Source organism: Nonomuraea purpurea, assembly GCF_042650645.1.
GTDB lineage: Bacteria > Actinomycetota > Actinomycetes > Streptosporangiales > Streptosporangiaceae > Nonomuraea > Nonomuraea purpurea.
This window is the reverse complement of record NZ_JBHSBI010000012.1, coordinates 35,471-53,450: the sequence shown is the minus strand read 5'-3', so window position 1 is coordinate 53,450 and position 17,980 is coordinate 35,471. Positions and strand designations below refer to the sequence as shown.

General features: G+C 69.7%; 17 protein-coding genes and 1 pseudogene. 7 read left to right on the top strand and 11 right to left on the bottom strand.

Features of this window, described 5'->3' with window-relative positions:
* Window positions 1–36 precede the first annotated feature (36 nt).
* Genes zwf through pgl form a run of 3 tightly spaced genes read left to right on the top strand, consistent with a single transcriptional unit; the run spans window position 37 to window position 3,335 of the window.
* On the top strand, window positions 37–1,614 hold the full coding sequence (gene zwf, locus ACFOY2_RS23860; protein ID WP_379530528.1) for a glucose-6-phosphate dehydrogenase: 1,578 nt from the start codon (window positions 37–39) through the stop codon (window positions 1,612–1,614).
* Complete coding sequence (locus ACFOY2_RS23855; protein ID WP_379530298.1) at window positions 1,614–2,528, top strand: glucose-6-phosphate dehydrogenase assembly protein OpcA; 915 nt, start codon at window positions 1,614–1,616, stop codon at window positions 2,526–2,528. The genes zwf and ACFOY2_RS23855 overlap by 1 nt, the downstream gene beginning before the upstream one ends.
* 33 nt (window positions 2,529–2,561) lie before the next feature.
* Window positions 2,562–3,335: a 6-phosphogluconolactonase gene (gene pgl, locus ACFOY2_RS23850; RefSeq protein WP_379530297.1), complete on the top strand. Its 774-nt coding sequence runs from the start codon at window positions 2,562–2,564 to the stop codon at window positions 3,333–3,335.
* A gap of 292 nt (window positions 3,336–3,627) precedes the next feature.
* Here pgl and add read toward each other — a convergent pair whose 3' ends face one another.
* Window positions 3,628–4,656 carry an adenosine deaminase gene (add, locus tag ACFOY2_RS23845; protein WP_379530296.1) on the bottom strand — a complete coding sequence of 343 codons (1,029 nt, stop codon included), beginning with the start codon at window positions 4,654–4,656 and terminating at the stop codon, window positions 3,628–3,630.
* Window positions 4,657–4,755: 99 nt separating this feature from the next.
* Here add and ACFOY2_RS23840 point away from each other — a divergent pair, with 99 nt between their 5' ends.
* Window positions 4,756–5,487 (top strand): class I SAM-dependent methyltransferase, encoded by a 732-nt coding sequence (locus tag ACFOY2_RS23840; protein ID WP_379530295.1) that lies wholly within the window; start codon window positions 4,756–4,758, stop codon window positions 5,485–5,487.
* A gap of 86 nt (window positions 5,488–5,573) precedes the next feature.
* On the opposite strand, the gene ACFOY2_RS23835 is transcribed toward ACFOY2_RS23840, so the two are convergent.
* The 3 genes from ACFOY2_RS23835 to ACFOY2_RS23825 are packed head-to-tail and all read right to left on the bottom strand — an operon-like array spanning window position 5,574 to window position 7,859.
* Window positions 5,574–6,149 (bottom strand): TetR/AcrR family transcriptional regulator, encoded by a 576-nt coding sequence (locus tag ACFOY2_RS23835; RefSeq protein ID WP_379530294.1) that lies wholly within the window; start codon window positions 6,147–6,149, stop codon window positions 5,574–5,576.
* 11 nt (window positions 6,150–6,160) lie between these two features.
* The gene (locus ACFOY2_RS23830) at window positions 6,161–7,033 is read right to left on the bottom strand and encodes an oxidoreductase (RefSeq protein WP_379530293.1); all 873 of its coding nucleotides are present in this window, start codon (window positions 7,031–7,033) and stop codon (window positions 6,161–6,163) included.
* Window positions 7,034–7,073: 40 nt separating this feature from the next.
* A complete protein-coding gene (locus ACFOY2_RS23825; RefSeq protein ID WP_379530292.1) occupies window positions 7,074–7,859 on the bottom strand; it encodes a hypothetical protein in 786 nt (261 codons plus the stop codon).
* A gap of 73 nt (window positions 7,860–7,932) precedes the next feature.
* Here ACFOY2_RS23825 and ACFOY2_RS23820 point away from each other — a divergent pair.
* Window positions 7,933–8,349, top strand: a pseudogene (locus ACFOY2_RS23820) (Clp protease N-terminal domain-containing protein); the annotation flags it as partial.
* Between the two features lie 180 nt (window positions 8,350–8,529).
* Here ACFOY2_RS23820 and ACFOY2_RS23815 read toward each other — a convergent pair.
* Entirely contained in the window at window positions 8,530–9,558 is a 1,029-nt protein-coding gene (locus ACFOY2_RS23815) for a GNAT family N-acetyltransferase (protein WP_379530291.1), read from the bottom strand.
* Window positions 9,559–9,966: 408 nt separating this feature from the next.
* Here ACFOY2_RS23815 and ACFOY2_RS23810 point away from each other — a divergent pair, with 408 nt between their 5' ends.
* Entirely contained in the window at window positions 9,967–11,574 is a 1,608-nt protein-coding gene (locus ACFOY2_RS23810; RefSeq protein WP_379530290.1) for an amidohydrolase, read from the top strand.
* 137 nt (window positions 11,575–11,711) lie between these two features.
* On the opposite strand, the gene ACFOY2_RS23805 is transcribed toward ACFOY2_RS23810, so the two are convergent.
* The 5 genes from ACFOY2_RS23805 to gap form a co-directional block, all read right to left on the bottom strand.
* A complete protein-coding gene (locus ACFOY2_RS23805; protein WP_082310244.1) occupies window positions 11,712–12,056 on the bottom strand; it encodes an RNA polymerase-binding protein RbpA in 345 nt (114 codons plus the stop codon).
* A 73-nt stretch (window positions 12,057–12,129) separates the two neighbouring features.
* Entirely contained in the window at window positions 12,130–12,360 is a 231-nt protein-coding gene (gene secG, locus ACFOY2_RS23800) for a preprotein translocase subunit SecG (RefSeq protein WP_360709283.1), read from the bottom strand.
* A 99-nt stretch (window positions 12,361–12,459) separates the two neighbouring features.
* Complete coding sequence (gene tpiA, locus ACFOY2_RS23795) at window positions 12,460–13,242, bottom strand: triose-phosphate isomerase (protein WP_379530289.1); 783 nt, start codon at window positions 13,240–13,242, stop codon at window positions 12,460–12,462.
* Between the two features lie 84 nt (window positions 13,243–13,326).
* Window positions 13,327–14,514 (bottom strand): phosphoglycerate kinase, encoded by a 1,188-nt coding sequence (locus tag ACFOY2_RS23790; RefSeq protein ID WP_379530288.1) that lies wholly within the window; start codon window positions 14,512–14,514, stop codon window positions 13,327–13,329.
* A gap of 211 nt (window positions 14,515–14,725) precedes the next feature.
* Window positions 14,726–15,730 carry a type I glyceraldehyde-3-phosphate dehydrogenase gene (gene gap, locus ACFOY2_RS23785; RefSeq protein WP_379530287.1) on the bottom strand — a complete coding sequence of 335 codons (1,005 nt, stop codon included), beginning with the start codon at window positions 15,728–15,730 and terminating at the stop codon, window positions 14,726–14,728.
* 185 nt (window positions 15,731–15,915) lie between these two features.
* Here gap and ACFOY2_RS23780 point away from each other — a divergent pair, with 185 nt between their 5' ends.
* Window positions 15,916–16,566: a hypothetical protein gene (locus ACFOY2_RS23780; RefSeq protein WP_379530286.1), complete on the top strand. Its 651-nt coding sequence runs from the start codon at window positions 15,916–15,918 to the stop codon at window positions 16,564–16,566.
* Between the two features lie 393 nt (window positions 16,567–16,959).
* Here the strand turns inward: ACFOY2_RS23780 and whiA are convergent, their stop codons facing one another.
* A complete protein-coding gene (whiA, locus tag ACFOY2_RS23775; protein WP_113703955.1) occupies window positions 16,960–17,940 on the bottom strand; it encodes a DNA-binding protein WhiA in 981 nt (326 codons plus the stop codon).
* Window positions 17,941–17,980 lie beyond the last annotated feature (40 nt).

The window sequence follows — 17,980 nt, the reverse complement described above, 5'->3', positions numbered from 1 at the left end:
ACGCCCGTGGAGGAGGCCGCCGCCTCCGTCGAACAGATGATGGCGGCCACCGTGGCCACCTCGGCCGCGGCCACCGCCACCACCGAGGAGGCGGTCGCCGCCAACCCGCTGCGCGATCCGCGTGACAAGCGGCTGCCGCGGGTGGCGGGACCGTGCGTGATGGTGTTGTTCGGCGTGACGGGTGACCTGGCCAAGCGCAAGTTGCTGCCCGCGATTTACGACCTGGGCAACCGAGGGCTGTTGCCGCCCGGCTTCTCGTTGGTCGGCTTCGCCCGGCGCGATTGGAAAGACCAGGATTTCGCCCAGTTGACGCATGACGCCGTCAAGGCGCACGCCAGGACGCCCTTCCGCGAAGAAGTATGGAAGCAGATCCGCGAGGGCATCCATTTCGTCCCGGGTGAGTTCAACGACGACGGGGCCTTCGACGCGCTCGCCATGGCCCTGGCCGAGATCGACGAGACCCGCGGCACGGGCGGAAACTACGCTTTCTACCTGTCGGTGCCGCCGAAGTTCTTCCCCGTGGTGGTCGAGCAGCTCAAGCGGACCGGGCTGGCCGACGCGCCCGAGGGGTCGTGGCGGCGGGTGGTCATCGAGAAGCCGTTCGGGCACGACCTGAAGTCGGCGCACGAACTGAACGAGATCACCACCTCGGCCTTCCCCGAGAGCTCGATCTTCCGGATCGACCACTACCTGGGCAAGGAGACCGTCCAGAACATCATGGCGCTGAGGTTCGCCAACAACCTCTATGAGCCCATCTGGAACCGCAGCTTCGTCGACCACGTGCAGATCACGATGGCCGAGGACATCGGCATCGGCGGGCGCGCCGGCTACTACGACGGCATCGGCGCCGCCCGCGACGTGATCCAGAACCACCTGCTCCAGCTCCTCGCGCTGGTGGCGATGGAGGACCCGACCTCCTTCGACGCCTCCGCGCTGCGGCGGGAGAAGGAGAAGGTGCTCAAGGCCGTGCGGCTGCCCGCCAACCTGGGCCTCTACACCGCGCGCGGCCAGTACGACGCCGGCTGGCAGGGCGGCGAGAAAGTGGTCGGCTACCTGCAGGAGGAGGGCATCTCGCGCGAGTCCAAGACCGAGACGTACGCGGCCATCAAGCTGGAGATCGCCAACCGCCGCTGGGCGGGCGTGCCCTTCTACCTGCGCACGGGCAAGCGGCTCGGCCGGCGGGTGACGGAGGTCGCGGTGGTCTTCCAGCGCGCGCCCCACCTGCCCTTCAGCAAGGACGACACCGAGATCCTCGGCCAGAACGCGCTGGTCGTCCGGGTCCAGCCCGACGAGGGCATCACGGTGCGCTTCGGCTCCAAGGTCCCGGGGACCGCCATGGAGGTGCGCGACGTGTCCATGGACTTCGCCTACGGCGAATCGTTCCTGGAGTCGTCGCCGGAGGCGTACGAGCGGCTGCTGCTCGACGTGATGATCGGCGACCCGCCGCTCTTCCCGCACCAGCGGGAGGTGGAGCTGTCGTGGACGATCCTCGACCCGATCGAGGAGTTCTGGTCCACGCAGGGACAGCCCGAGCCGTACGAGGCCGGCTCGTGGGGGCCGCCGTCGGCCGACGCGATGATGGCCCGCGACGGCCGCGTGTGGAGGAGGCTCTGATGACCACATTCATGTTGTCGGACACGACGGCGGGCAAGATCTCGGCGCAGTTCACGCACCTGCGCCACCAGATGGGCGCGCCCGCCATCGGCATGGTGCTGACGCTCGTCGTGGTCTGCGAGGAGCGCCACCAGTACGACGCGCTGCGCGCGGCCACCGAGGCGGCCCGTGAGCACCCCTCGCGCATCATCGTGGTGATCAACCGCGAGATCGAGGAGGCCATCAGGCTCGACGCCGAGCTGCGCATCGGCGAGTCCACGCCGGGCGAGGTCGTGGTGCTGCGGCTGTACGGCGAGCTGACCCAGCACGCCGACTCCGTGGTCAGCCCGCTGCTGCTGCCCGACACGCCGGTGGTCGTGTGGTGGCCCGGCGCGGCGCCCGACGTGCCGTCCAAGGACGCGATCGGCGCCCTGGCGCAGCGGCGCATCACCGACGCCAAGGGCTTCGACGACGGCGGCGTCAAGTCGCTGGTGATCCGGGCCAAGGGATACGCCAAGGGCGACACCGACCTGGCCTGGGCGCGGCTGACGCCGTGGCGCAGCCTGCTGGCGGCCGCGTTCGACCAGCCGGTGGGCAAGGTGCGCAAGGGAACCGTCGCGGGGGTCGCGGGCCACCCGAGCGCGCCGCTGCTGGCCGCCTGGCTGTCAGAGCGGCTGGGAGCGCCGATCAAGGTCGTGGACTCCGAAGGTCCCGGTCTGACGTCGGTGCGCCTGCAGGTCGGCGACGGCGAGCTGGTGGTCGAACGCACCGACGCGCGGCTGGCCACGCTCTCGCGTCCGGGGCAGCCCGACAGGAACGTGGCCCTGGCCCGGCGGCACACCTCGGAGCTGCTGGCCGAGGAGCTGCGCAGGCTCGACAGTGACGAGATCTACGAGGCGGCGGTCAAGCGGTTCGCCCGAACGTACAAGGGGTGACCTGAGACCGTCGTGGCTGAGAAACTGGTAACTGTGAACGTCCCCAACGTCGTCGTCCATCGCAATGCCGACATTCTGGCCAAGGCCGTCGCGGCGCGGATCATCACGCGCCTGGTCGACGTGCAGTCGGCCAAGGGGTCGGCGTCGATCGTGCTCACAGGCGGCACGGTCGGCATCGCCACCCTGGCGGCCATCGCCGCCACGCCCGCGCGTGACGCGGTCGACTGGCGACGGCTCGACATCTGGTGGGGGGACGAACGTTTCCTGCCCTCAGGGCATGAGGAACGCAACGAGACGGGGGCCCGTGCGGCCCTGCTCGACCACGTCGACGTGGCCCCCGAGCGGGTGCACGTCATGAAGGGACCCGACTCGGGGATGACGGCCGAGGAGTCCGCGGAGGCGTACGCCGCCGAACTCCGCGCCGCCTCCCGGCCCGAGGACCACGGCCCCGTGCCCAGCTTCGATGTGATGCTGCTCGGCATGGGGCCCGACTCCCACGTGGCCTCCCTGTTCCCCGGCATGCCCGCCCTGTACGACACGCGCTCGGTGGTGGCCGTGCACGGCACGCCGAAGCCGCCGCCGACCCGCGTCTCGCTCACCCTGCCCGCCATCCAGGCCTCGCGTGAGGTGTGGGTGGTGGCGGCCGGCGAGGAGAAGTCGGGGGCGGTCCGGCTGGCGCTGTCGGACGCCGGCCCCGTCCAGGTGCCCGCCGCCGGGGCCAGGGGGCGGCAGCGAACCCTGTTCCTGCTGGACCGGACGGCGGCAAGCAAGATCCCTCCGGGACTGGGCCGCATGGCCTCCCCCTGACCGACGACAACCAAGGCCGGGTGGACCACCCACCCGGCCTTCGTGAACGACCACGCCTGTCCTGCCACCAACCTGACCGCTCCCGGAACGACCCGGTGGACAGCGACTCCCGACACCCCCTGACCACTCCCAGGAACGGCCCGGTGAACGGCCACTCACCACTTAGCCCCGCCCCACGCGGCCAGCGACTCGCCACACCCCTGACCGCTCCCGGGAACCGCCCGGTGAACAGCGGCTCACCACACCCTGACCGCCCTTAGAACCACCCCACGCGGCCATGGTCAACGGCTCGTCACGTCGTTTGGTCGCGCCTGAGGAGTTCGTCGATCTCGTTCATGAGGGCCTTCTTGCGCTCCTCGGCCAGATAAGACGCCTGGACGCCGTTCCGCGCCAGTTGGGCCAGCTCCGGCCTGTCCAGCCCGAACACGTTCGCCGCCACCCGGTACTCATCGGCCAGCGTGGTCGCGAACATGGGCGGGTCGTCGCTGTTGAGCGTGATGTACAGCCCTTCCTCCAGCATCCGGGGCAGCGGATGGTCCTCGATGCGGGCGACCTGTCCCGTGCGGACGTTGGAGGTGGGGCAGACGTCCAGGGGCAGCCGGGTCTCGCGCAGGTGCGCCACCAGGCGGTCGTCGGCGAGGCAGTTGATGCCGTGCCCGATGCGCTCGGCGCCGTAGCCGTCGATGACCTCCCAGATGGTCTCGGGCCCGCTCATCTCGCCCGCGTGCGGAACGCTGTGCAGCCCGGCGGCGCGGGCGGCGGAGAAGGCGGAACGGAAGGCGTCCTGATATTTCGTGCGCTCTTGTTCTATGCCGCCGATACCGAAACCTACCAATGCGGCGGGAGGTTCCTGGAGGGCGTGCTCGACCGTGATCCTGGCGGCCTCTTCGCCGAACTCGCCGGCGATGTCGAAGATGTAGGCGATCTCCACCCCGTGTTCGGCGAGCGAGCGCCGGGCGGCCAGGTCGAGGGCCTCGGTGACCGCGCGCATGGGAAGGCCGACCACGTGGTGCGCGTACGGCGTCACCTGGAGTTCCACGTAGCGGGCCCCCTGCGGGGCGAGGTCACGCGCCAGGCCCAGGACGAGCGTGGCCACGTCCTCGGGCTCGCGTACCAGGCGGTTGACCGCCTGGTACACCCGGGCGAAGTGCGGAAAGTCGCGGAAGGTGTAGAAGCGGCGTAGTTCCTCCTCTGTGGCGGGGACCTCGCTGCCGGGGTGGCGGCGGGAAAGCTCCAGGACGGTGGGGACCGAGGCCGAGCCCACCAGGTGGACGTGGAGCTCGACCTTGGGGAGCGCGTCGATGAAGGCGTCAAGGGTCATGGCGACGACCTTAGAGGCGACATTTCCCCATTTAGTAGAGGTAAGGCCGAAATCTCACATGGAAATGTCACGTTCGACGGCTACGCTACGCTGGATCATGTGACCAACGCCGAAGCATACGACCGCGGCTTCGCCCAACTCAGTTCCCACACCGTCGGCCCCCTGCTCGTCCGGGCCTGCGCGCCCCGCCTGCTCGACGTGGGCTGCGGCACCGGCGTGGTGACGGCGGCGGCGCTCGCGTTAGGGGCCGAGGTCACGGCCGTGGACGCCGATCCCGGCATGCTGGAGTTGATCGCCCGTCGTCACCCGTACGCGCGGGTCCGGCAGGCCACGCTGCCCGAGTTGCCATTCGAGGACGAGCAATTCGACGCCATAGCGGGAAATTTCATCATCAATCATGTGTCAGACACGGCCGGAGCGCTCAAAGAGCTGCACCGCGTGCTGCGTCCGGGCGGAGCCATCGCGCTGACCTGGTGGAAGTCCGACGAGATGACCGCCACCAGCGTCTTCGCCGAGGCCATCGCCGCCGCCGGGGTCCCGTGCGAGCTTCCGGCACGGCCGTTCGAGGACGACCCGGGCCGCTTCACGGCGCTGCTCGCGGCGGCGGGGTTCGCCCACGCGGCCGTGGAGACCATGCGCTGGCGCCATCAGGTGGACCTGACCTCGTGGTGGACGAACGTCGTGCAGACGGCCGGGCCCAGATTCGCGGTCATCGGCAGGCAGCCGCCCGACGTCGTAGCGCGGATCAAGGACCACTACACGCGACTGGCCGCCCCGTACGCCTGCGAAGGCTTCCCTGTCTGCGCCTACCTGGCCCACGCCACCCGCTGACCAACCACCCACAACCCGGCACACCACCCGCCCCGCAAGCCAGCCACCCGCGCAACCCACAAGCCGACATGCCACCCGGAAACGGGTTAACCGGCCGCCCATGCCCTCAGGAGCGGCAGCAGTACGCCGTCCACGGACTCGCCGACGAACGTCTCGTCGAACGCCGGCCCGGTGAAGATCACGCGGTGCCACACCAGCGCCTGAGCGACCGCGAGAAGCCGCGCGGGGTCGGCTGGGGCCGGCAGTTCGCCGCGTGCCGCGGCCCGCTCCAGCAGCTCGCTCACCACGCCCAGGTCCTTGGTGGGCATGTGCGCGCGCAGCGTGCGCGCCAGCCCGTCGTCCGACACGAGCGTCGAAGTAAGCCCCATGATCAGCGCGTGCTTGCGCTCCAGCGTCCGGCACATCCCGCGCACGAAGGAGACCAGGTCGCCGCGGAGCGATCCGGTGTCATCGCCCACGACGGGGTCGGTGTCGAGGCGCCGGCAGATGACGTCGACCACCAGTTCCGGCTTGCCGGCCCAGCGGCGGTAGATGGTGGCCTTGCTGGCCCGGGCGCGCCTGGCGATCTGGTCGACCGACATGCGCTCGTAGCCGACCTCCGACAGCAGCTCCATCGTGGCGTCGAGAATGGCCCTGTCACGCTCGGGGTCGAGTGGAGCCACGAACACGCCCTTCAGTTGGCTTCGGCGATTGCCTCGAATCGTACGCCCGTCAGCTCGGCTGACACTTCCCAGAGCCGCTCGGCGAGCGCATCCGACCTGGCCGTCTTCGAGGGCGCCATGAGCTGGAGCTTGGGGCCGACCCATTCGCCGCCGTGAATGGCGGGCGAGGTCGCGGCATACAGCGAGGACAGGGCGCCGGCCTCGGGCGAGCGCATGAACAGGGACAGCAGCGGCTTGAGCGGCCCGACGTTGACGAAGTTCGTCGCGGTGGTGCCCGGGTTGGTGGCCACGCTGATCAGGTCGGCCCCGGCCTTCTCGGCCCGCCGCCGCAGCTCCAGCGTGAACAGCAGGTTGGCGAGCTTGGAGCGTGCGTACGCGCTCATCCGCCCGTAGCCGTGCGTCAGGCCGAGGTTGTCGAAGTCGATGCGTCCTGCTTTGTGCGCGTCGCTGGAGACGGTCACGACGCGGGCGCCGGGGGACTTCAGCAGGAGCGGCAGCAGCAGGCCCGTGAGCGCGAAGTGCCCCAGGTGGTTGGTGCCGAACTGCATCTCGAAGCCGTCCTTGGTCTCCTGCCTCGAGATCAGGCCGACGCCGGCGTTGTTGACCAGCAGGTCGAGCCGGTCCACACTCGCGGCGAACCGTCGTACGGAGGCCAGGTCGGCCAGGTCGAGCTGACCGAACTCCACCTGCGCCCCCGGCACCTCCCGCCGGATCTCCTCGACCGCGGCGCGACCCTTGTCGGGGTTGCGAGAGGCCACGATGACGCCGGCGCCGTGCCTGGCCAGCTCAAGCGCCGTGGGCAGGCCGATGCCGCTGTTGGCGCCGGTCACGATGGCCGACTTGCCGGTGAGATCGGGGATGTCGGCGGCGGTCCAGGATGTCATCACCACTCCATGGTGTACGAAACCGTTTCGTACAGTATATCTACCCCTCCAGCCGCCGCCGCGCGTGCCGCTCCTCGCGCCGCGCCACCTCCAGCCGCTGCCGGGTCTCGGCGAGCCGTTTGCGGGCCTTGGCCAGCTTCCGTTCCAGATCGGCCACCTTCTCCGCGCGCTCGTCGTGCTCCTTCGTGACCGCCTCCAGGGCCTGGCGCCACTCCTCGTGCGCCGCCTCGGCCTCCCGCCGCTCCTTCGCCCTGGCCTCCTCACGTGCTGCGGTCTCTTCGCGAGCTGCGGCTTTCTCACGCTCGGTGAGCTTTTCCCGCTCCGCGGCCTTGGCGCGCCTGGACGGGGGACGTTCGCGCAGGACGGGGGCGGGGGCGAAGCCGCTGTAGTTGAGCGGCTTGGCCAGGTTGCCGCGGCGCACCCGCGCTGCCGCGTCGGCGTCCACGACGGCGGCCTCCAGGGTCTGGTCCACCTCGGTGGCCGCGGCGGGCGACAGGTCGCCCCGCTGCCTGATGAGCCGCCCCAGGCGGCCGGTCACCTCGCCGCGCAGCCGGGTCAACTCGGCCAGCGCGCCGGCGTCCTGCTCGGCCCAGGCCGCGCGCAGCCGTTCCCCGACGTCGAGCAGTTCGGCCAGTTCCCCGGCGTGTTCGCGGGCGGCCCTGTTCACCGCCGAGGCGGAGACGGTGGGCTTGCGCAGTTTCGCGATGTCGCGCGAGAGCCGTGCGTCCCCCTCGTCCTTGGCCGCGCGGGCTTCGGCCGTGCGCGCGGCGGTGAACTCGGACGGCGGCAGCGCATAGAGCCTGTCGGCCACCTCGTCAAGATCCACACAGGACAAGTACCCCACATCTCCGCTTTTGTAGCGCATAGTGGAGACAGCCCCAGCCGAACGGAGGCCCCCGGTGTTCGAACGCTTCACCGACCGTGCGCGCAGGGTCGTCGTCCTCGCCCAGGAGGAAGCGCGGACGATGAACCACGACTACATCGGCTCGGAACACATATTGCTCGGCCTCATCCACGAGGGTGAGGGACTGGCCGCCCTGGTGCTCGACAGTTGCGGCGTGGAGCTCGAACACGTACGCGCCTTCGTCGAACGCGAAGTGGGGCAGGGTGACAAGGCGCCGAGCGGGCACATCCCGTTCACGCCGCGCGCCAAGAAGGTCCTGGAGCTGTCGCTGCGCGAGGCGCTGCAGCTACGGCACAACTACATCGGCACCGAGCACATCCTGCTCGGGCTGATCAGAGAGGGCGAGGGCCTGGCCGCCCAGGCGCTCGTGGACGCCGGCGCCGACCTGGCCGACGTACGCCAGCGTCTGCTCGACCGCGTCGGGCGCGGCCACAGGGAGCGGTCGAGTGAGATGCTCCTCGCCGGCGGCTCCATGCTGGGCGACCGGCTCACGCAGATCCAGGAGAGCCTGGAGCGCATCGAACGCCACCTGGGCATCCAGCGGCCCACCGGCAAGCCCAAGGACGAACGGGAACGGCCGGACGAAGAGGGCCTAGGCTGACACCATCGCGCCGACCGGCAGCCTGGCCTCGACCACGCCGGGGTCCTCGGTGTAGCCGAGCGTGGCGCCCAGCGAGATCAGCAGCCTGCGCATTTTCGCGTTGTCCGACAACATGGTGGCCCTGACCTCGGCGTACCCGAGATCACGCGCGGCCCGCACGAGCATCCTGGCCATCGCCGTGCCCAGACCGCGCCCCTGCCAGCGGTCCTCGACCAGGAAGGCCACCTCGGCGATGCCGGGGTCGGGGGTGAACATCAGGTTCGCCATGCCCACGACCTGCCCGTCGTGCCCGGCGACCAGTGAATGTCCCCTGTTCCTGTCGCACAGCTTGTCGAACGCGCGCGGCGGCAGCGTCGGCATGGAGGTGAAGTAGCGGAACCTGCGCGACTCGGGCGAGCACCTGTCGTGCAGGTCGCGGACGGCCTCGCGGTAGATCGAGGTGAGCGGGCGGATCGTGACCTCGACCCCGTCGGCGAGCTTGACGCCGCGCTCGGCGCCGCTCCCGCTCTGCTCGGTGGCCGGCTGGGCGAGGCGGGCGAAGGACGCCGCCCTGGCCGCCTCCGTCAGCGTGAACGGCAGGTCGGCGCGGCGCAGCCGGACCGCCCGCCTGGGGGCCACGGGCACGACGAGCTGGGTCGGGTCGGGAAGATCACTCACCGCTTCACCATAGATCCACCTGGCGTCGTCGGCGCGCAGCAGTTCGGCCAGCAGTTCGGGCAGGCGCCAGGGCATCGTACGCAGGCGGGAGGCCAGCAGCAGCGCCCTGGTGGGCTCGTCGGTCAGCTCGTGGGCGGTGGCGGGGACCACCTGGACGCAGCGCCCTCCTGCGGCTTCCAGGGCCTCGCGCACGGTCTCGGGGTTGGCGGGGATGTCGGTGACGAACTCGTCGACGGTGCCGTCGGTGTCGGACTGGACGCTCAGCCCGAGGATGTTGCCACCCCTCTCGGCCAGCGCCGAGGCGAGGGAGGCCAGCCGTCCCGGCCGCTCGTCCACGGTGGTGCGAATACGCAAGAATCCCATGCGTTCGAGCATGCCTGGCCGCTGTTACGCACCCGCTAACGACGTGTTTCATCGCGAAATGAACCCTTATATACGGAAATTTCCGATACACCCCCGCTCCTCACCGCCACCCCTGACCCCATCGCCACCTTCACCCCCAACCCTGGCGGCAACCCCGCGCTGTCCCCGCGGTAGACCCCGACCCGCCACCTCGTGCCACACCCACGCCTCTGCCGCTCCGCACGCGCCAAGGGACAGGACCGCCAAACAGGGGGTGGTAACGAATTTCGTCGTGAGATGCATCACCATGTCCGGATATAGCAGGATACGAGGCTACGAGCGGGCGTGTTCCGCTGATCCTGACCCGCTTCGCCGACCTGTCTCGTCACGGGACACTGACAACGACATGGATCGAGAAAGGCAGACGGCATGAACATCCTCTTCCGAGGTGGGCGCGTCTTCGCCCCCGAAGGCGTCCGGGCGGCGGCGGTGCTGGTGAGCGACGGCGTGATCAGTGCGGTGGGCCCGGAGGAGGAGCTGGCCCTCCGGGCGCCCGGCCACGAGAGCGTCGATCTGGACGGCGGCCTGCTGGTGCCGGGGTTCACGGACGCGCACCTGCACCCCATTCAGGCGGGCCTCGAACGGGCGAAGTGCGATCTGTCCGAGATATTCGGCCTGGACGCGTACATAGCCAAGATCAGCGACTATGCCACGAAAAATCCGTCCAAAGAGTGGATTGATGGCGGCGGCTGGGACATGTCCGCCTTCCCCGGCGGCCTCCCCCACCGCGACCAGCTCGACTTCCTCGACCGTCCCGCCTACCTCATCCAGCGCGACCACCACGCCGCCTGGGTCAACACCCGCGCCCTCGAACGCGCCGGCATCACCCGCGACACCCCCGACCCCGTCGACGGCCGCATCGAGCGCGACGGCGCGGGCGACCCGACCGGCGTGCTCCACGAGGGCGCGATGGACCTCGTGGGCCTGCTCACCCCCCGTCCCACGACCCAGGACCTCGAGGACGCGCTGGCGGACGCGCAGGCGTACCTGTTCTCCTTGGGCATCACGGGCTGGCAGGACGCCATTGTGGGCTCTTACGCGGGCTCGCAGGACCAGTTGCCCACCTATGTGGCGGCGGCCCGCTCAGGGCGGCTACGGGCGCGTGTGGTGGGCGCTCTGTGGTGGGACAGGACGCGCGGCCTGGACCAGATCGACGACCTGCTCGAACGCCGCTCCCGCGCCGAGGGGCTCGACCGCTTCCGCGCCACCTCCGTCAAGATCATGCAGGACGGCATCACCGAGAACTTCACCGCCGCCACCCTGGAGCCGTACTGCCTGTGCGGCGGCACGGGCCTGTCGTACGTGGACCCGGCCAAGCTCAAGGAGTACGTGGCCGAACTCGACAGGCACGGCTTCCAGGTGCACTTCCACGCCATCGGCGAACGCGCCGTACGCGAGGCCCTGGACAGCCTGGAGGGCACCGACCCCGCCAACCGCCACCACATGGCCCACCTGCAGATCATCGAGCCCTCCGACGTGCCGCGCTTCGCCCGCCTGGGCGTCACGGCCAACCTGCAGCCGCTCTGGGCGACCCACCACGCCCAGATGGACGAGTTGACGCTGCCCTACCTGGGCGAGCCGCGCTCGTCGTGGCAGTATCCGTTCGCCGACCTGCTGGCCAACGGCACCCGTTTCTGCGCGGGCAGCGACTGGCCGGTCTCCAGCGCCGACCCGCTGAAGGGCATGCACGTGGCCGTCAACCGCACAGAACCCGGCGACTCGGTCCACGCCGGCTACCCGACCGCGCAGACGCCGTTCCTGCCCGGCCAGCGCATCGACCTGACCACGGCCATGACCGCCTACACGGCCGGCTCGGCCTGGATCAACCGCTCCACCGCCGGCGCCATCGAGCCGGGCCGCCCCGCCGACCTGGCCGTCCTGGACCGCGACCCGTTCGAGCTGCCGGCGGGCGACATCTGGACGACGCGGGTGCGCATGACGTTCGTGGACGGCGCCCCCGTCTACGAACACCCCTAGCCGCCAACCGCGCCGTCCGGTTGAACCGGACACACCACAGGTCCCAGAACGGGCACCCCGAGCCCCGGAACAGCAGTCCCCGAGACGTTGAAGGGCCCCGGAGACAGGCTCCGGGGCCCTTCGGGGCACGCTTGCGACTACCAGGGGGACTTGTTGTTGCGCAGGCGCTCCAGTGCCTCCTCGAGGATCGCCTTGCCGTCCTTGTCGCTCCTGCGCTCCTTCACGTAAGCGAGGTGCGTCTTGTACGGCTCGTTCTTGGGCGGGGCAGGCGGAGCCTCCTCGTCCTGTCCGGCCGGGAGGCCGCAACGCGGGCAGTCCCACATCTCGGGGACCGCCGCGTCGCTGGCGAAGCTGGGGCGCGTCTCGTGCATGTTGGCACACCAGAACGAGACCCGCACTCTCGGAGCTGCCTCGCCGCGCTCGGCCTCCCCCATCGGGCCGGCGCCGACTCGGCTGCCACGGATCGCGTTGCCACTACCCACGGATGAACTCCTCGCTCGATCGCCCCGCGCGCAGGCACGGGGGGAGAATCACTGTCACGCGTTTACTTGTTGCTCAGGGCTTCATGAGCAGGCCGAGAGCGATGATGCAGACGAACCAGACCGTGCCCGTGATGACGGTCAGCCGGTCGAGGTTTCGCTCCACCACCGAGGAACCACCGAAGTTCGACGAGAACCCGCCGCCGAACATGTCAGATAGGCCACCACCCTTGCCCTTGTGGAGCAGCACGAGCAGGATCATGAGACCACTCGCCAGGATGAGGGCGATGGAGATTCCGATTTCCACGGTATGCCTGTTCCTTCAATGCTCTGTTACGCGTGACGATTCAAACTTGCCTCTTGAGGGTACGGCCTGGTGTCAAGTCGCACCCCCAGAACGGCTGAGTTAGCCTGGCATATCGGAGAAACGGCAGATCTTCGTGAACTCCGCGGCGTCGATGCTGGCACCGCCCACGAGCGCGCCGTCGACATCCGGCTGAGCCATGATCCCTGCGATATTCCCTGACTTGACCGAGCCACCGTAAAGGATACGGACCGCCGAGGCCACTTCGGTGTCATAGAGCTCAGCGAGTCTGACTCGCAAAGCCCCGCAGACCTCCTGGGCGTCCTCGGGGGTGGCCACCTCGCCGGTGCCGATCGCCCACACCGGCTCGTAGGCCACCACTATCGATTTTGCCTGTTCGGCGGTGATTTTGCGCAGCGCCCCGTCAAGTTGGCCGAGACTGTGCGCGATATGGGCGCCTTCTTGGCGTACTTCCAGGCCTTCGCCCACGCACAGGATCGGCGTGAGCGAGTGCCGGTAGGCGGCCCTCACCTTGGCGTTGACCAGGTCGTCTTCCTCGCGGTGGTACTGCCGCCGCTCGGAGTGGCCGATCACGGCATAGGTGCAGTTCAGCTTGGCCAGCATGGCGCCCGAGATCTCTCCGGTGTAGGCGCCGCCCTCGTGCTGCGACAGGTCCTGGGCGCCATACACGATCCTGAGCTTGTCGCCGTCGACGAGCGTCTGGACGCTGCGCAGGTCGGTGAAGGGCGGCAGGACCGCGACCTCGACCCGGTCGAAGTCCTTGTCGTTGAGCGCGAAGGCCAGCTTCTGGACCAGCGCGATGGCCTCGAGGTGGTTGAGGTTCATCTTCCAGTTGCCGGCGATGAGCGGCTTGCGGGTGCTCATCGGCCGCTCACCAGCCTCTCGTCCGCGCCGCGCAGCGCCTGCTCCATCGTCTTTCCGCCACATCGGGTCTGCTCCCGTGTCACCTCAGTCCTCCAGGGCCGCGAGTCCGGGGAGGGCCTTGCCCTCAAGGTATTCGAGACTGGCCCCGCCACCGGTGGAGATGTGCGAGAAGCCGTCCTCGGGAAGTTCCAGCCGGCGCACGGCCGCCGCCGAATCGCCGCCGCCGACCACGGTGAAGGCGTCGGAGGCGACCAGCGCCTCGGCCACCGCCCTGGTGCCGCCGGAGAACGCGTCGAACTCGAACACGCCCATGGGCCCGTTCCAGAAGACGGTCCTGGCGTCGGCCAGCTTCGAGGCGAACAGCTCGCGCGTCTTGGGCCCGATGTCGAGCCCCTCGCGGTCGGCCGGGATCGCCGTGGCGTCCACCACGTCGTGCTCGGCGTCGGACGCGAACGTGACCGCCGCCAGCACGTCGACGGGCAGGACGAGGTCGACGCCGCGCTGGGCGGCCTCGTTGAGGAAGCCGCGCACCTGGTCGAGCTGGTCGTCTTGGAGCAGCGACCTGCCCACCTCGTGGCCCTGGGCCTTCAGGAACGTATACGCCATCCCGCCGCCGATCAGCAGCCTGTCGACCTTGGTCAGCAGGTTGGCGATGACGCCGAGCTTGTCGGAGACCTTGGCGCCGCCCAGCACCACCACATACGGCCGCTCAGGACTCTTGGTCAGCTTCCTCAGCACGTCGACCTCGGCCACGACGAGCCCGCCCGCCGCGTGCGGCAGCAGCTCGGGCACGTCGTAGACGCTGGCGTGCTTGCGGTGCACCGCACCGAACCCGTCGCCCACGTAGAGCTCGGCCAGCCCGGCCAGCTTCCGCGCGAACTCGCCCCGCACGGCGTCGTCCTTGGACTCCTCGCCCGGCTCGAACCGGAGGTTCTCCAGCAGGGCGACCTGGCCCTCCTGGAGCGATTCGACCGTGCTCCGCGCGCTGTCGCCCACCACGTCGGCGGCGAACGCCACGTCCTGGCCGAGCAGCTCGCCGAGCCGCACGGCGACCGGCTTGAGCGAGTACTTCTGGTCGACCTTGCCCTTGGGCCGGCCCAGGTGGGCGCAGACGACGACCTGCGCGCCCCGGTCGACCAGGGTCTTGATCGTCGGCACCGACGCCCGGATGCGGCCGTCGTCGGTGATCGTCTCCCCGTCGAGGGGGACGTTCAGGTCGGCGCGCACGAGCACGCGCCGCCCCTTCACGTCGAGATCGTCGAGCGTGCGCATGCTCATGCTCCCGCTGTCTTCATGGCCTCACTCCGTGAGGCGAGCTCGGTAGCCATCTGCCGCCGCCTTCCCCGCTGCGGTCGCCGCTGTGATCGCCGCGTTCCCGCCGCTCCGCCAGACGACGGCAGTGCTGTGTTCATGGCCTCCACTCCATGGAGGCGGGCTCGCTCGTCCGACGCCCCCACGCCTGCGGGCGCGGGGGCGGCCGGCGTCAGAGGTCGCGGCCGACCAGCTCGATCAGGTCGGCGAGGCGGTTGGAGTAGCCCCACTCGTTGTCGTACCAGCCGACGACCTTGACCTGGTTGCCGATGACCTTGGTCAGCCCGGCGTCGAAGATGCAGGAGGCCGGGTCGGTGACGATGTCGGAGGAGACGATCTCGTCCTCGGTGTAGGTGAGGATGCCCTTGAGCGGCCCCTCGGCGGCGGCCTTGACCGCGGCGTTGACCTCCTCGACGGTGACGTCGCGGCTGAGGTCGACGGTGAGGTCGGTGGCCGAGCCGGTGGGGATCGGCACGCGCATGGCGAAGCCGTCGAGCTTGCCCTTGAGTTCGGGCAGCACCAGGCCGATGGCCTTGGCCGCGCCGGTGGAGGTGGGCACCACGTTGAGCGCGGCGGCGCGGGCGCGGCGCAGGTCCTTGTGCGGGCCGTCCTGCAGGTTCTGGTCCTGCGTGTAGGCGTGGATGGTGGTCATCAGACCCTTCTCGATGGTGAAGGCGTCGTGGATGACCTTGGCCATCGGGGCCAGGCAGTTGGTGGTGCAGGAGGCGTTGGAGATGATCGTGTGCTTGGCCGGGTCGTAGGCGCTGTCGTTGACGCCCATGACGACCGTCACGTCCTCGTTCTTCGCCGGGGCGGAGATGATGACCTTCTTCGCGCCGTTGTCGGCGTGCGCCTTGGCCTTGGTGGCGTCGGTGAACAGGCCCGTGGACTCCAGGACCACGTCGACGCCGAGGTCGCCCCAGGGCAGCTTGCCCGGGTCGCGCTCCTCGAACACCTTGATCGCCTTGCCGTCGACGGTGATCTCGTCGCTCGTGGCCTTCACCTCATACGGCAGGCGGCCCAGGATGCTGTCGTACTTCAGCAGATGCGCGAGCGTCGCGTTGTCGGTCAGATCGTTGACCGCGACGATCTCGATGTCCTTGCCGCTGGCGGCGACAGCGCGCCAGAAGTTGCGACCGATGCGGCCGAAGCCGTTGACGCCTACGCGGATGCTCACGGGAACCGATCTCCTCGAAACCAGATGGCGGGCTGAAACCTCAACCACGAACCTTATCGGACCCAAATTGGTTTAGACCACTGCAGCCCCCGTGCCGTGAATCGCAGTTCGGGCGACACCTTTTGCGAGGTTCGAGTAAAGTGCCCGACTCATCGGAGTAAATTCGTGATTCTCTGGGGGCTGAGATGTCACATAACAGGTCAGGGCTACTGGCCGGGCTGATCACCGGACTCCTGGCGGCGCTCATCTGCGCGGCCGCGCTAGGGGTGGCCATCCTCTTCCAGCTGCGCATGCCCGCGGCCATCACGACGTTCGGCAACGGTTTCCCCCTCTTGCTGGCCGTGTCGCTCGCGATGGCCGCCCTGGTCTCCTTCGCCATCAGCGTGGTGCGCCCGCGCAGCTTCGTCCTGATCCCCGTCGCGGCCATCTACGCCGGCGGGGCGGTGATGGCCGGCCAGATCCTCGGGATCTCGATCATGAAGGGCGTGGGGCTGCGCACGCCACCCGGCGAGGAGAGCCCCGCCGACCTCACCGTCGTCACCCTCGACAACTTCCTGACAGGCCTCCCCTACGCGCCGTCCCTGTACCAGGACGTGCTGGCGAAGACGTGGACGACCTGGCTCTGCATCGCCGTGGCGACCCTGGCCGCCCTCATCCTGGTCACCCTCCGGGTGCTCCGGGTACGCCGCAGGCAGCGCGCCGCAGCCGAGGCGGCCCAAGCGGAGGAGAAGCAGGCGAAGGAACCCGAGTACCGGGCCCCCTTCGAACCCGCCCAGGCCCCAACCCCAAAACCAACAACCGACCTCTTCACCCCCCGCAACCCCACAGGAGACTAACCGCGCGCCCGCCCCGATCCGGCCGCCAATCCCTCACGGACCCTAACGCACACCGAAGCCACACACAGCGGCCCACCGCTGGGATCACCTGTGCCAGAACGCCCTGAGGCCCCTCCGGCCCAGCCGAGAGAGGGCCGTCACCGCAGGTGCCGAACCCCCAACGGCCCCACCCAATCGCCCCTCCGGCCGGGCCCCGGCCATCGAACCAATGTTCGCGGCCAGGGCCGAGCCGAACCACGGAGCCGAGCCAACGTTGCGCTCGTCACGGCGAGAAGCCGTGAGCCTTCACGACCGGCCATGACAGACGGAAACCAACGTCGGCGCGTGCGGTGACGTTGGCTCCGCCGTACAAGATGGAACGGGAAAGCCCCACACGGCGAGCACCACAAGCCGTCAGGGGGCGAGCATGTCGACGGTGAGGTTCGCTTCGGTGTTGGGGATCCCCAGGTCGGAGGCGCGTTTGTCGGCCATGGCGAGCAGCCGTCGGATGCGGCCCGCGATGGCGTCCTTGGTCAGCGGCGGATCGGCGATCTGCCCCAGTTCCTCCAGAGATGCCTGCTTGTGCTCCACCCGCAGCCGCCCCGCCACCACCAGATGGTCAGGCGCCTCGTCCCCGAGAATCTCCAGCGCCCGCTGCACCCGCGCCCCCGCCGCCACCGCGGCCCGCGCGGAGCGGCGCAGGTTGGCGTCGTCGAAGTTGGCCAGCCGGTTGGCGGTGGCCCGCACCTCGCGCCGCATCCGCCGCTCTTCCCAGGCGAGCACGCTGTCGTGCGCCCCGAGCCGGGTGAGCAGCGCGCTGATGGCGTCGCCGTCGCGCACCACGACCCGGTCCACGCCGCGCACCTCGCGCGCCTTGGCGTGGATCTTCAGCCGCCGCGCCGACCCGACCAGGGCCAGCGCCGCCTCCGGCCCCGGGCAGGTGACCTCGAGCGACATCGAACGCCCCGGCTCGGTCAGCGACCCGTGCGCCAGGAACGCGCCGCGCCAGGCGGCCTCCGCGTCGCAGGAGGCCCCCGCCACCACCTGGCGGGGCAGCCCGCGTACGGGACGGCCGTGGTTGTCGATCAGGCCCGTCTGGCGGGCCAGCGCCTCACCGTCGCGGTAGACGCGCACCACGTAGCGCGAGCCCTTGCGCAGCCCGGCGGGCGCCAGCACGAGCACCTCGGCCTTGTGGCCGAACACCTCCCCGATGTCCTTGATCAGCCGCCGCGCGGTGGCGTTGGTGTCGAGTTCGGCCTCGATGACGATCCGCCCGCCCACCAGGTGCAGGCCGCTGGCGAACCGCAGCAGCGTCGAAACCTCCGCCTTGCGGCAGCACGGCTTCAGCACCGGCAGGCGGCTCAGCTCGTCTTTCACCACACCTGTCATCGCCATGCGTTAGTCCTCTCCCCCAGTCAGACCGGCTCTCGTCAGT

Excerpts from the sequence above, each read along its gene's own strand:
- zwf (WP_379530528.1), top strand. The coding sequence starts at position 37 with ATGATGGCGGCCACCGTGGCCACCTCGGCCGCGGCCACCGCCACCACC.
- ACFOY2_RS23855 (WP_379530298.1), top strand. The coding sequence starts at position 1,614 with ATGACCACATTCATGTTGTCGGACACGACGGCGGGCAAGATCTCGGCG.
- add (WP_379530296.1), bottom strand. The coding sequence starts at position 4,656 with ATGACCCTTGACGCCTTCATCGACGCGCTCCCCAAGGTCGAGCTCCAC.
- ACFOY2_RS23830 (WP_379530293.1), bottom strand. The coding sequence starts at position 7,033 with ATGACATCCTGGACCGCCGCCGACATCCCCGATCTCACCGGCAAGTCG.
- ACFOY2_RS23815 (WP_379530291.1), bottom strand. The coding sequence starts at position 9,558 with ATGGGATTCTTGCGTATTCGCACCACCGTGGACGAGCGGCCGGGACGG.
- ACFOY2_RS23810 (WP_379530290.1), top strand. The coding sequence starts at position 9,967 with ATGAACATCCTCTTCCGAGGTGGGCGCGTCTTCGCCCCCGAAGGCGTC.
- tpiA (WP_379530289.1), bottom strand. The coding sequence starts at position 13,242 with ATGAGCACCCGCAAGCCGCTCATCGCCGGCAACTGGAAGATGAACCTC.
- ACFOY2_RS23790 (WP_379530288.1), bottom strand. The coding sequence starts at position 14,514 with ATGCGCACGCTCGACGATCTCGACGTGAAGGGGCGGCGCGTGCTCGTG.
- ACFOY2_RS23780 (WP_379530286.1), top strand. The coding sequence starts at position 15,916 with ATGTCACATAACAGGTCAGGGCTACTGGCCGGGCTGATCACCGGACTC.
- whiA (WP_113703955.1), bottom strand. The coding sequence starts at position 17,940 with ATGGCGATGACAGGTGTGGTGAAAGACGAGCTGAGCCGCCTGCCGGTG.